General features: G+C 69.3%; 7 protein-coding genes. 5 read left to right on the top strand and 2 right to left on the bottom strand.

Annotated features, from left to right (window positions below; translation table 11 throughout):
- Positions 1–38: 38 nt before the first annotated feature.
- Positions 39–5,936 carry a DUF3320 domain-containing protein gene (locus G537_RS0114410; protein WP_026870717.1) on the top strand — a complete coding sequence of 1,966 codons (5,898 nt, stop codon included), beginning with the start codon at positions 39–41 and terminating at the stop codon, positions 5,934–5,936.
- A 24-nt stretch (positions 5,937–5,960) separates the two neighbouring features.
- On the opposite strand, the gene G537_RS0114405 is transcribed toward G537_RS0114410, so the two are convergent.
- A complete protein-coding gene (locus G537_RS0114405) occupies positions 5,961–7,319 on the bottom strand; it encodes an aminotransferase class I/II-fold pyridoxal phosphate-dependent enzyme (protein ID WP_026870716.1) in 1,359 nt (452 codons plus the stop codon).
- 116 nt (positions 7,320–7,435) lie between these two features.
- Here G537_RS0114405 and G537_RS0114400 point away from each other — a divergent pair, with 116 nt between their 5' ends.
- Positions 7,436–7,933 carry an Lrp/AsnC family transcriptional regulator gene (locus G537_RS0114400; RefSeq protein WP_026870715.1) on the top strand — a complete coding sequence of 166 codons (498 nt, stop codon included), beginning with the start codon at positions 7,436–7,438 and terminating at the stop codon, positions 7,931–7,933.
- A gap of 4 nt (positions 7,934–7,937) precedes the next feature.
- Here G537_RS0114400 and G537_RS0114395 read toward each other — a convergent pair whose 3' ends face one another.
- Positions 7,938–8,555 (bottom strand): TetR/AcrR family transcriptional regulator, encoded by a 618-nt coding sequence (locus tag G537_RS0114395; RefSeq protein WP_026870714.1) that lies wholly within the window; start codon positions 8,553–8,555, stop codon positions 7,938–7,940.
- 83 nt (positions 8,556–8,638) lie between these two features.
- On the opposite strand from G537_RS0114395, the gene G537_RS0114390 reads away from it, so the two are divergent.
- From G537_RS0114390 to G537_RS0114365, 3 genes are all read left to right on the top strand, one after another.
- The gene (locus tag G537_RS0114390) at positions 8,639–9,151 is read left to right on the top strand and encodes an anthrone oxygenase family protein (RefSeq protein ID WP_026870713.1); all 513 of its coding nucleotides are present in this window, start codon (positions 8,639–8,641) and stop codon (positions 9,149–9,151) included.
- Between the two features lie 1,340 nt (positions 9,152–10,491).
- Entirely contained in the window at positions 10,492–11,823 is a 1,332-nt protein-coding gene (locus G537_RS38010; protein ID WP_211230386.1) for an MFS transporter, read from the top strand.
- A gap of 403 nt (positions 11,824–12,226) precedes the next feature.
- Positions 12,227–12,985: a hypothetical protein gene (locus tag G537_RS0114365; protein WP_155888617.1), complete on the top strand. Its 759-nt coding sequence runs from the start codon at positions 12,227–12,229 to the stop codon at positions 12,983–12,985.
- The last annotated feature ends 10 nt before the right edge of the window (positions 12,986–12,995 follow it).

The following is a 12,995-nucleotide window of genomic DNA, read 5'->3' as shown; positions in this document are numbered from 1 at the left end:
AGACGATTTAGAAGATCGGATGTGAAGGGGACGTATCCGTGACCTTCGAGATCAAGACCGTCGTCGCCGGCAAGATCGGCTTCGCGTCGCATCAGAATGCCGTCCCGGTTCTGCGCGAGCTGGAGATCGCCGGCCATGCGGAGGCGCCGGTGGACGGCGCGACGCTGACGCTGACCGCGGATCCGGCCTTCCTCACGCCCAAGACGTGGCGGATCGACCGCTTGGCGTCCGATGGCGTCCTGCACGTTACGGACCGCGACGTCGCGCTGAACGCCGGTCTCTTGAACGACCTGACGGAGAGCATCCGGGGCACCGTCACCTTCCGTCTGACCGCCGGCGACGAGGTGCTGGCCGAAGCCACGCATCCGATCGAGCTGCTGGCCCGCAGCGAATGGGGCGGGGCGGGCACGATGGCGGAGCTGCTGCCCGTCTTCGTGATGCCGAACGACCCTGCGGTCGATCGCGTCCTCAAGGCCGCGTCGGATGTGCTGCGCCGTGCCGGCCGTCCCTCCGGCATGGACGGCTATGAGGCGAAGTCGCGGGAACGGGTCTGGGAGCTGGCCTCCGCGATCTGGTCGGCGGTCGCGGGCTTCCGGATCGCCTATGCGCTGCCGCCCGCCAGCTTCGAACAGCAGGGACAGAAAGTGCGAACGCCCGGCGCGATTCTGGAGGGCCAGGTCGCGACCTGTCTCGACACCGCGCTGCTGTTCGCCGCGGCGCTGGAGCAAGCCGGGCTCAATCCCCTGATCATCGTCACCCGCGGCCATGCCTTCGCCGGCGTCTGGCTGCAGCCGGTCGAGTTCTCGGCGCTGATCACGGACGAGGCGGCCGCCCTGCGCCGCCGGATCGACCTGAAGGATCTCCTCGTCTTCGAGACGACGCTGGTCACGCAGATCCCGACGCCGAGCTTCAGCCAGGCGGAGCGCACCGCGGTGCGGCAACTGGCGGAGGATGCCCTCGCCCCGTTCGAGATGGCGGTCGACGTGCGCCGCGCGCGCATGCAGAAGATCCGGCCGCTCAGCCTCGTCGGATCCAGGCCGGCGGAAGACGGGTCCGCCGATGCGCCGCCGGTCGCCGAGGCGCTCGAGGCGCCGCCGGCCCTGCCGGGCTTTGATGTCGAGACGGCGGCAGAGCCGGTGACGGCGGCGGACCGCGTCGCGTTGTGGCAGCGCAAGCTGCTGAACCTGACCACCAGCAACCGCCTGCTGCATCTGCCCGACGGCGGCAAGGTGGTCCGGCTGCTCTGCCCCGATCCGGGCGGGTTGGAGGACCGCCTGGCGATGGGACAGAAGGTCCGCATCGTCCCCATGCCTGACCTGACCGCTGGCGGGCGCGACGAGAAGCTGTTCGAGGCCCGGACGAACGAAAACCTGCGCGAGGAGCTTGCCCGGGCCGCGCTGGAGCGCGGCGAGGTGCTGTCGCTCGCCGACAAGGAGACGCTGGACAGCGCGCTGATCGACCTCTACCGCAAGGCCCGGACCGACATGGCCGAGGGCGGCGCCAACACGCTGTTCCTCGCGCTCGGCTTCCTGAAATGGAAGAAATCCGCCTCCGACCCGCGCAGCTTCCGGGCGCCGCTGATCCTGCTGCCGATCCGGCTGGAGCGGAAGAGCGCCCGGTCCGGCGTGGTCATGACCCAGCACGAGGACGAGCCGCGCTTCAACCTCACGCTGCTCGAGCTGCTCCGCCAGGATTTCGAGCTGACCATTCCCGCCCTCGAGGGGCCCTTGCCGGCCGACGAGCGCGGCGTCGACGTTGCCGCCGTCTGGACCACGGTCCGCCGGGCGGTGCGCGACCTGCCGGGCTTCGAGGTGACGGAGGAGCTGGTGCTCGGCACCTTCTCCTTCGCCAAATATCTGATGTGGAAGGATCTGGTCGACCGCGCCGACCAGCTGAAGCAGAGCCCGATCGTCCGCCACCTGATCGAGCGGGACGGGTCGGGCTTCCCGAAGCGGGGCGAATTCCCGCGGCCCGAGCAGCTGGACCAGTCGGTCGATCCGGCCGAGCTGTTCACGCCGCTGCCGGCCGACAGCTCGCAGATCGCCGCCGTGGTGGCATCGGCGAGAGGCCATGACTTCGTGCTGGACGGCCCGCCCGGCACCGGCAAGTCGCAGACCATCGCCAACATGATCGCCCATAACCTGGCGCTGGGACGACGGGTGCTGTTCGTGGCGGAGAAGATGGCGGCCCTCGACGTCGTGCAGCGCCGCCTCGCCGAAAGGGGGCTGGGCGAGTTCTGCCTGGAGCTGCATTCGGCCAAGGCGACCAAGACCGAGGTCCTGAAGCAGCTCGACCGCGCCTGGACCACACGCGAGACCATGAATGCGGAGGAATGGGCGCGCGAGGCCGCGGAAGCGAAGCGCCTGCGCGACGCCTTGAACGACGTCGTCGCCCTGCTGCATCGCCGCGCCGCCAATGGCCTGACGGTCCACAGCGCGATCGGCCGGGTTGTGCGGGACTGGACGGAGACGAGCCCGCGCTTCGCCTTCGCGCCCGGAAGCGACCATCGCGAGGCCGATCTCGCCCGGCTGCGCGACATCGCGCGGCGCCTGGGATTGGCCTGGGCCGAAGTCCACGATCTGTCCGGCGCGCTCGACGGCATCGCCCATGCCGACTGGTCGAACAGCTGGCAGGAGGCGATCGTCGAGGCCGCGCAGGCGTTGCCGCCGGCGCTCGATACGATGCTGGCCGCGCGCGACGAGGTGCTGGCGGCGACGCGACTGCCGCTCGCCGCCGACGATCCCGCCGGCATGGCGCGGCTGCGCCGGCTGGTCGGGCTCGGGCTGGCAGTCCATAGCCGCGATTTCCGCTTCGCCTTCGCGCCCGACGCCGCCGAGCGGATCGCCGCGGCCCGCACCGCGATCGGGCTGGTCGAACGCTATCGGCACGAGGAGGCCGCGCTGTCCGCCCGCTACGCGCCCGAAGCGGTGCGCCGGATCGATCTTTCGGCGCTGCGGGCGCGCTGGCAGGCCGCCGGGGAGAAGGTCTGGCTTCTCGCCACCTTCGCCCGGAGGCGGGTCGCCCGCGACCTGGCGCAGCAGGCCGGCGTCGCAGCGCCTGTCGACGTCGCGGCCGATCTGCCGCGTCTCGAGGCCATGGCCGCCGCGCTGTCGGAGCTGGATGGCCTGTCCCTTCGCCTGGCGGGCTTGCCCGGCTGGGCAGGGGTGGCGTCGGATACCAAGGCCATCGCGGACACTTTGACGTTGGCCGAAGAGCTGCGGACCGCGGTGACGGCCGCGGCGACCGGCCCCGACCATCTAGTCGCGCTGCGCGGGGCGGTATCGACCCTCGTGGTCGACGCCAACGACCTGCTGGCGCCGGACAGTGCGATCGCCCGCGGCAAGACCCGCCTCGAGGATGCCGCCGCGGCCTTCGAGGCGGCGTCCTCGCGATTCGATGCGTTGGCGGAGCCGCCCGCCGCTTCCCGCGACTTTGCCGAGACCCGCAACCGTGCCCTCGCCGTCGTCGCCCGGGCACCCCGACTGAAGGCCTGGACCGACTGGCGCCGGGTGCGTGACGAGGCGATGCTGGCGGAGCTCGGCCCGCTGGTCACGGCGCTGGAGTCCGAAACGATCCGTCCGGGCGAAGCCTCCGATGCGTTCGAGACGGGATATGCCCGCTGGTTCGCCAGCCGGCGGATCGACGCCGAACCGCTGCTGTCGCGCTTCGTCTCCTCGGTCCATATGGACAATATCGAGGCGTTCCGCCGGCTCGATGCCCGGCTGTCGGAACTCGCCACCCGCTACATCCGCGCCAGGATCTGCGGCCTGATTCCCGCGAAGGAGAGCGTCGGCCGGGGCGACGGCTACGCGGTTCTGAAGCACCAGCTGCAGCTGCAGCGCCGGCACAAGCCGATCCGTCAGCTGGCGGCGGAGATGGGCGAGAGCTTCACCCGCCTGGCCCCCTGCATGCTCATGAGCCCGCTGTCGATCGCGCAATACCTGCCGCCGGACCAGGCGCTGTTCGATCTGGTGATCTTCGACGAAGCCTCCCAGATCGCCCCCTGGGATGCGGTCGGGGCCATCGCCCGCGGAGCACAGGTGGTGATCGCCGGCGACCCGCGGCAGATGCCGCCGACCAGCTTCTTCAACCGTTCCGCCACGGCGACCGACAGCGATGCGGACACCGAGGAGGACATGGAGAGCATCCTCGACGAGTGCCTCGCCACCGGCGTGCCGATGCACAGCCTGTCCTGGCACTACCGCAGCCGGCACGAAAGCCTGATCGCCTTCTCCAACCACCGCTACTACGAGGGCGGCCTGGTCACCTTCCCCGCGCCGGTCACGCGCGCCAGCGCCGTGGAATGGCGGCGGGTCGACGGCGTCTACGCCCGCGGCAAGGGGCGGACCAACCCGATCGAGGCGCAGGCGATGGTCGACGAGACCGTGCGCCGCCTGACCGACCCCGCCTTCATCGCCGCCGGCCTGACGCTGGGCATCATCACGCTCAACGCCGACCAGCAGCGGCTGGTCGAGGACCTGCTCGACAAGGCACGCCGGCAGCATCCCGAGATCGAGGCGCATTTCGGCGAGGACCGCACCGAGCCTGTGGTGGTGAAGAATCTGGAGACGGTGCAGGGCGATGAGCGCGACGTGATCATGCTCGGCATCGGCTTCGGCCCGACCGAGCCGGGGGGCAAGATCATGTCGATGTCCTTCGGCGCGCTCAACAAGGAGGGTGGCTGGCGGCGGCTGAACGTGGCGGTGACGCGCGCCCGGCGGGAGATGGTGGTCTTCACCTCCTTCGATCCGGGCATGATCGACCTCAACCGGACCAGCGCCCGGGCCGTGCGCGACCTGAAGCATTTCATCGAGTTTGCCGAGCGCGGGCCGGCCGCGATGGCCGAGGCCGTGCAAGGATCGGTCGGCGGCCACGAATCGCCGTTCGAGCAGGCGGTGGCGCGAGAGCTGACGCGGCGCGGCTGGACCGTGGTGCCGCAGATCGGCGTCTCCCGCTTCCGCATCGATCTCGGCATCGTCCATCCCGACCGGCCGGGCGACTATCTGGCCGGGATCGAGTGCGACGGCGCCGCCTATCACAGCGCCGCCACCGCCCGCGACCGCGACAAGGTGCGTGCCGCCATCCTGCAGGGGCTCGGCTGGACCCTGATCCGCATCTGGTCCACCGATTGGTGGATCGACAAGGCCGGATCTGCCGACCGGCTGCACCGCGCGCTGGAGGCGGCGCTGGCGGAGTCGCGCGCCAGGATCGAGGCGGAGAAGGCAGCCCCCGTCCCGTCGGCGCCGATCATCGTCGATCCGGCCCCTGCGGCGGACGCGATCCCGGCGCTCGATCCGATTCCGGACGGGACGATCGCGGAACCGCCCACTCTTCACCATGCCGCGGCCGGCAACGGCGCCGGGGAGACCGACACGATCGCGAGCACGGCGCCGATCCAGCTCGCCCGGCAGATCCAGGCCGACGCGACGGCGGCCGAATCGCCCCCCTACCGGGCGACCGACTTCACGCCGCATCAGGAGAGGATCGATCCCGCCGCGTTCCATGAGCCGGGCTATGACGAGACGCTCTCTGCGCTGGTCGAGCACGTGCTCGCCGGCGAGGCGCCGATCTCGGAGACTCTGCTGGTGCAGCGGATCGCCCGGGCGCACGGGTTCCAGCGCGCCGGGCGGCTGATCCGCGAACGGGTGATGGCCGTGGTCGCGCAGCGGCACCACGCGGCGCCGGACGGCGCGGCGGGGCTGTTCGTGTGGCCCGACCGGGAGGCACCGGCGCGCTGGCAGGGGTTCCGTCCGCCGGCCTCGGCCGAGGACATCCGCCAGATCGAGGAGATCGCGCTGGCCGAGATCCGGGCCGCGGCCCGGGCCGGCGTTGCCGAGGACCCGGCGGTCGAGATCGCCCGCCGGTTCGGCATCCGCCGGCTCAGCGGCACCGCCCGGCAGCGGATCGAGGCGGCCCTGGCCCCGGAGACGCAATAGCGCCCGGAGCGACGCCGCGCTCCCTCACGCCGGCGGGAGGCCGTTCTCGAAGCAGTAGTACAGCGTCGGGAAGCTCCGGCGCAGCGCCACCGCATCCGGCCGGACGGATTCAGGCGCCTCGCCGCGCACCAGGACACGGGCGATCAGCTCGGCGATCGCCTCCATCTCGCGCTCGCGCATGCCGAAGCGGGTGACCTCGATGGTGCCGATGCGCAGCCCGCCGGGATAGTCCCAGTCTTCCTTGCGGTCGGCCGGCAGCAGGTTCTTGTTCACGATCAGGTTGGCGCGCTCCAGCGTCTGCGCCGCCGCCAGGCCGCGGCCGAAGTTCCGGGCGTCGGCGATCGCCTGATGCGTGGTGGTGAAGCCCTTGTGCGCGCCGAGCATCGGCACGCCCCGCTCCTGCAGCGCCCGCGCCAGGGCCCGGGCATTGGCGACGATCTGCGCCTGCAGCGCCGCGCCGAAGGCGATCGCCTCGGCCGTCGCCAGGGCCAGCGCCGCCACACGGTTGACCTGGTGCGTCGCGGCCCAGACCGGGAAGACCGCGGTGGTCACCGCCTCGGTGATGGTCGGGTCGTCCCACAAGAGGATGCCGGATTGCGGCCCGGCGAAGGTCTTGCCGGCCGAGCCGGTGATGATGTCCGCCCCCTCCTTCAGCGGATCCTGGAACTGGCCGCCGCCGATCAGGCCCAGCTGATGCGCCGCGTCGAAGAAGAAGCGGCCGCCCCACTCCGCGATCACCTCGCGCATCGCCGCCACCGGCTGCGGGAACAGCGTCATCGATAGGCCCAGCGCCACCAGCTTGGGCCGGGCCAGCGGCGCCGCCCGGCGGAACAGGTCGATGTCGACCACCAGCTCCTCGGGATCCATCGGGATGTCGACGATGGTGCGGCCCATGGCGCCGGCCGGCCCGTCGGCCCGGTTCGAGGAATGGCCGCCGACCGGCTGCGCCGCCGTCATCACCACGTCGCCCGGCGCGGTCAGCGCGGTGTAGACCACGGCGTTGCCGATCATCGAGGCGCAGAGCCGGTGGTCGGCGTAGCTGCAGCGGAAATGCCGCTTCAGCAGCTCGACGCACAGCGCCTCGACCTCGTCGATATGGCGGGTGCCGGCGAACCAGCGGTTGACCCGGCCGATATGGCCCTCCGCCGCGCGGGTGCCGATCTCCGCCGCCAGCAGCGCCCGCACGCCCGGGCTGGTCGGCGCCTCGGGCGCCAAGAGGTTGATGCACTCCTCGCCGCGCCAGGCCGCGTTGCGCCCGACGGCGGCCTTGACCGCCTCCCCCATCGCCGCGGCATCCGCGCAGGCGTCCAGCACGGCGCGCGCCGCCGCCAGCGCCTCGCGGTCGTGCACCTCGATGCGGTTCGACAGATCCGGTGAGTCCATGTCCGCCTCCTGTTCGACGTTCGTCGAGGCTAGGACGAAATCGGCGGAAACGGATTTCGATTTGCAGGACCGGAATTTCCGTCGTGGAATGTGCCGGCGCCACCTCGAGGAAATCCATGAAAAGTCCCGACCGCCCCCGCCCTGCCCCGGCCCAGCTCGACGCCATCGACCGCCGCATCCTCGACGCGCTGCAGGAGGACAACCAGGTCACCAACCTGGCCCTGGCCGAGCGCGTCGGCCTGTCGCCGCCGGCCTGCCTGAAACGGGTGCGGCGGCTGCGCCAGGAAGGGGTGGTGGTGCGCGACGTGGCCCTGGTGGACCCGGAGAAGGTCGGCCAGACCATCGTCGCCTTCGTCGGGGTCGAGCTGGACCGCCAGCGCGAGGACGTGCTGGCCGCCTTCGAGCGCAAGATCGCGGCAGAGCCGGAGGTGCAGCAATGCTATTTCGTCTCCGGCGAGATCGATTACCTCCTGGTCGTCACCTGCCGCGACATGGAGGCCTACAACCTGTTCTGCCGGCGCGTGCTGGCGAACGAGCACAACATCCGGCGCTTCCGCACCAGCTTCAACCTGTCGCGGGTGAAGTACGAGACCAAGGTGCCGATCGGGGCGTGACGGCTCAGCCGCGCCCCGCCCCGTAGAGCCGCAGGAAAAGATCCGCCGCCGCTTCCGCCCGCTGCCGCAGGGCCTTGTCGTCCGGCGCTGACGCAGCCCCGACCAGCACCTGGATCTGCAGGTCGCGCAGCAGCAGGCCGAGAAAGACCGAGAAGGCGTCCTCCGGATCGGCGATCTCGATTTCGCCGCGGGCGGCCCGGTCCCGCAGCAGGGCCACCACCCGGCCGCCTGTCGCCCCGCGGCCGGAGGCGACGAGGAGGCGCCCGAACTCGCTGTCCTGCGCCGCCTCCGCCGCCGCGGCGCGGTTGATCGCCACCGCCCGCGGTCCCAGCAGCAGGCCGAGCAGCGCCGAACCGAAATCCGACAGCACGCCGCGGATCGGCGCCTCCTCCGGGTCGGCGAGCATGGCGTCGACCATGGCGTTCAGGGCCGCGGCATTGTCCGCGACCAACGCCGTGAACAGCCCCTTCTTGTCGCCGAACCAGGCGTAGAGCGTTTCCTTCGACGCCCGGGCCGCGCGGGCGATGTCGAGCATGCTGGTGCCGGCATAGCCCTGGCGCTCCAGCACCGCCAGGGCGGCATCCAGCACCGCCCGCCGCCGCTCCTCGGTCTGTCGTGACACCGATCCGTACCTCTTGACCCTTCGGCCTCATTCGCTGCAGCATATCAGTACCGATCGGTACGGTACAGATCCGGGAGATCAGCATGCCATCGTTTCGGCTTCTCGACCGTGGCCTCCTGGCGCTGTCGACCCTCGCGGTCGCGTTGGCGGCCGGGTTCTTCTACGCCTACGGCTGTTCCGTGCTGTACGGGCTGGCCCAGCTCGACGATCGCGCCGCGATCGCCGCCATGCAGGCGATCAACGCGACCGTCCGGAACCCGGTCTTCGCCTTCGCCTTCTTCGGCGCCCTCGCCTTCCCGGCGGCGCTGCTGGCGCTGCGGCTGGCCCGCGCCCGCTTCGGCCGGTCGGAGGTCTGGCTGGCCGCGGCGGTGGTCCTCTACGGAACCGCTGGCTTCGCCCTCACCTTCCTGGCGAATGTGCCGCTGAACCAATGGCTGGCGACGGTTCCGCTGGATGGCGCAGCCGATCTGACGGCGGCGCGGGCCCGCTATTTCGGGCCGTGGGATGCCTGGAACTGGGCGCGCACGATCGCCGCCGGCGCAGCCGCGCTGTGCCTGGCCCTGGTCTGGTTCGAGGACGGCCGGAAGACGGCCTGACCCTCACCGGGCGGTGCCGGTACGTTCATGGTCGAAAGAGCCGCAGGCCCCCGCCCATCTCCGAAGGGTGGAAAGCGGAAGTTTCAACTAAGGCCGCTGAATGGCCGCTCCAAACGATGGCGGGCATCCGGTCCCAGTGCCGAATGCAATCACGGCACGCGCGATAAGGGGCTTATCGGGCATCGGGGCTGCCGGCGGCGGCAGCGATCGCCGGCTCGGCGCGGGTCGGTCGGTCGCCGGTGCGGCTGGGTAGGGGCCGCAGGCGGCGATACGCCCGGCCCCTGTTCTGCCAGGACCATCCACATGGCGTTCTGCCGCAACGACCGTGCGGCCGTGGCCGGATGCTGCCGATCGACGACCGTAGGATCCGATCCGGAGATGCTCCCGACCCGCCGCCGTCCGCGTGGCCCGAGAAGGAGTCGACAGTCCGCGGGGGCAGTTCATGAATGGGTGGCCACCAGACGTCCCAAAGTTCTCCTGTCCCATCCTGAAACATCACCGCCTCCTCGCCGACACGATCTTCTTCTCGTAACGATACAACGAAAAAAACACCATCTTCGAAGCCAATTGACATCTTCTGTTGTTTGTTGATTTCAGTAGACACTACTCTTTTACCAATTTGATTACACAAAGCATTGCGATATTTTAACGATGTACTGTCGCATGTCCGTTCTTCCGAATCTATAACTATCGGCAAAGTATATAGATTAAGATATGGTCCATCAAAATGCAATTGTAGATAGTCTCTAATAAAAGTAATGGCGCTCAATTCGAGATCCAACAACCTATCCAGGATTGATACCTGTGGTTCAGGAGTGGTCATCGTCACTCCTCATTTGGCGAGAATGTGAACATGAAGGATCAGATTTGCCAATTGTTCTTCCTGTTCCGATATTAACGGCCTGGCCGCCAGGATTATTATACGAGCTATATCCGCCAGCATAACCCTGCCTTGGATCCATGTATCGGAAGCCGCTCGTGTTAGGACTAAGACCGGAGCCTCCTAGGGCTCCTTGGTACTGAATGTCCTTTCCGGTATTGGCCGCTTTGCGTCGAAACCAGTCAGCGGCCACCCCGCAGCGGACCGGCTTCGACCCACAGGAGGTGTCGCTGCCGGGAGGGTCAGTAGCCGGTACGAGCCCATAGCGGAAGCCAGAACAGAACTTGCGCAGCGCGCCGATCTGATAATATGTTCATTGCGCAGGAGACAGCAGATGCTTCAATCGAATTTCGCAGTCGTAGGTGAAAGGTGCATGGCCCGGTAGCGGAAGCCATATCCGTTCGCCATGCGCCCCCGAACCATCGTTCGGGGGCTTTTTGTTTTCAGGGATTCTGAACCGATGCGCAAGGCAAGCGGCCCCCCGGCCCTGGCGACGCTGATCCTGATGACCGCCACCTCGACGGTGACGCTGAACATGATCGTGCCGTCGCTGGCCAACATCGCGCGGGATCTCGATGCCGACTATGCCTTGGTCAGCCTTGCCCTCGGCGGGTATCTCGCCGTCACGGCCGCGGTCCAGCTCGCAGTAGGTCCGCTGTCCGACCGGATCGGCCGGCGTCCGGTGCTGCTCGCGGCGCTCGCGGTCTTCACGCTCGCGTCGCTCGGCTGCGCGACGGCCGGGACCGTGTGGATGCTGCTGGCGTTCCGGATGCTGCAGGCGGCGGTGGTGTCGGGCTACGTCCTGTCCCTCGCGATCGTTCGCGACACGGCCGGGGAGGCCGAGGCCGCGCGGCTCTTGGGCCGCATCGGCATGGCGATGGCACTGGCCCCGATGCTGGGACCGATGCTGGGCAGCGTTCTGGACGCCGCCTTCGGCTGGCGCATGGTCTTCCTGCTCTATGCCGCGGCCGGGGTGGGGCTTTTGGGCCTGGCATGGGCGGATCTGGGCGAAACCAACCGGCCCTCGGCCGGCGCGGGACATGACGGCAGGCGCCTGACCGCGCTGCTGCGGGAGCCGGCGTTCTGGTGCTACGCGCTGTGCACGGCCTTCTCGACCGGCGCCTTCTACGTATTCCTGGCCGGGGCGCCCCTTGTCGCCACGGTGTTCGGGATCGGCACGGCGGAGCTGGGGGTGTTCGTCGGCAGCATCACCGCGGGCTTCATGGCCGGCAGCTGGCTGGCCAGCCGCCTTGCCGGCCGGCATCCGCCGACGACGGTCATGCTGATCGGCCGGATGCTGGCCTGCCTGCCTGGGCCTTCTGCTCGGCCTCGCGGTCATCGCCACGGGCCATCTGGCGCCGGCTCTGTATTTCGGATGCACCATCTTCGTCGGGCTGGGCAACGGCATGACGATGCCGAACAGCAATGCCGGGGCGATGTCGGTGCGCCCGCGGCTGGCGGGAAGCGCGGCCGGCATCACCGGCGCGCTGACCGTCCTGGGCGGCGCGCTGATGACGACGCTGACGGGCCTCGCCCTGTCCGGCGAGCCGTCGCCTGCGCTCCTGATGGCGCTGATGCTGCTGGCCTCCTTCCTCGGCCTGCTGGCCGCCGCCGCAGCCGTCCGGCTGAACAAGGTTGCGCCCGGCGTTCCGCCGGCATAGCCGGCGAAGGCGGAAAGCCCGCCTTGGCCGCATGGGTTATTCGGCGCTGCCGCGGCGGGCGGCCTCGCGCCGCCCTTATCGAAAGGGACGCTGTGGGCTGGATTCGACCCTTGCAGCCATCAGTGGAATAGCGCCCTCAACCACCCAATCCGTTGTCTCGCCTCGGTCTCAGCCGTGTCGGGAGAGTCGTAGATGCCGGCATCGATGGTCGGAAGACTCCAGCCGCTTCCATCATGGAATTGGCGCTTGTAGGTGAATCTGTCGTCGGAGCGCTGCACGATCAGAACCTTTTCGGTTCCTGTTGGATTCACGATCTCTCTGAGAATCTTTTCAGTCATTCCGTAAGATAGCGTGCTGACCAGGATCTTCGCAGGAGTTCCGCTTTCCGCCCAAAGGCGACGGTCAGCATCCCCCGGCAGAGCACTCGCCCCGCCGCCCTCCTAAAGCGCACACGAGCTCGAGCCGACGTGCCTTCGCCCTGGTTAACACAATGTTCATTGCTTAACTCCGCGTACCTCGTTCATGATATGTTCCATGAACACGCCGCACTCCGTCCCCACTCCCCAGCCAGCCGCCCCGGGCCTCGACCCGGCCGAGGCGGAGCGGGCGGCGCGCATGCTCGACCGGCTGGCGGAGATGGCGATGCAGCAGGCGGAGGCGATGCACCGGGCCACGATGGCCGCCGTCGAGGCCGATGACGCCGCCAAGGCCAAGGAGTTCGGGCTGGTTTTCGAGCGTGCCGGCCGCGGCGTCCGCCACGTCCTGGCGCTCAAGCTCCACCTCGCCAAGAAGCGCCAGGAGATGGCGGAGATGGTCGCCGTCCATGCCCGCGACAGCGCCGCGGCGAAGGAGACGCGCCGCCACCGGGTGGCCCGCGCCGTCGCCTGCTCGGTCGCCGCCAACCGCGACCTCGATGCCGAGACCTGCGAGGCGCAGATCGCCGCGATGTGGAAGCGGCTGGTCGACGACCCGGCGATCGACGCCGACCTCTCCCTCTCCGAGCATGCGCTGGAGGCGATCGTCTTCCAGCTCTGCCGCGACCTGCGCATCCGCCCCGACCCGGCCTGGCTGGACCCGGAGTATTCCGGCGCCGACTGGTTCGGACGGCGGAAGAAGGCGGCCAAGGACGGCGACAAGCCCCCCGTGCCCTGGTGGCCCGAGGACGGACCGGATGCCGGCCGCTACTGGCATCTCGACGAGAGCGACAAGATCCCGGTCCAGGGCTGGTATGACATCGAGACCGGCAAACGGCTCGACCGCGCTCCCTGGCTGCCGAAACCGGGCAGCGGCTGAGCGCGGCCTG

The organism is Inquilinus limosus DSM 16000, from assembly GCF_000423185.1.
Taxonomy (GTDB): Bacteria; Pseudomonadota; Alphaproteobacteria; order DSM-16000; family Inquilinaceae; genus Inquilinus; species Inquilinus limosus.
This window is presented reverse-complemented; position numbering and strand designations above follow the sequence as displayed.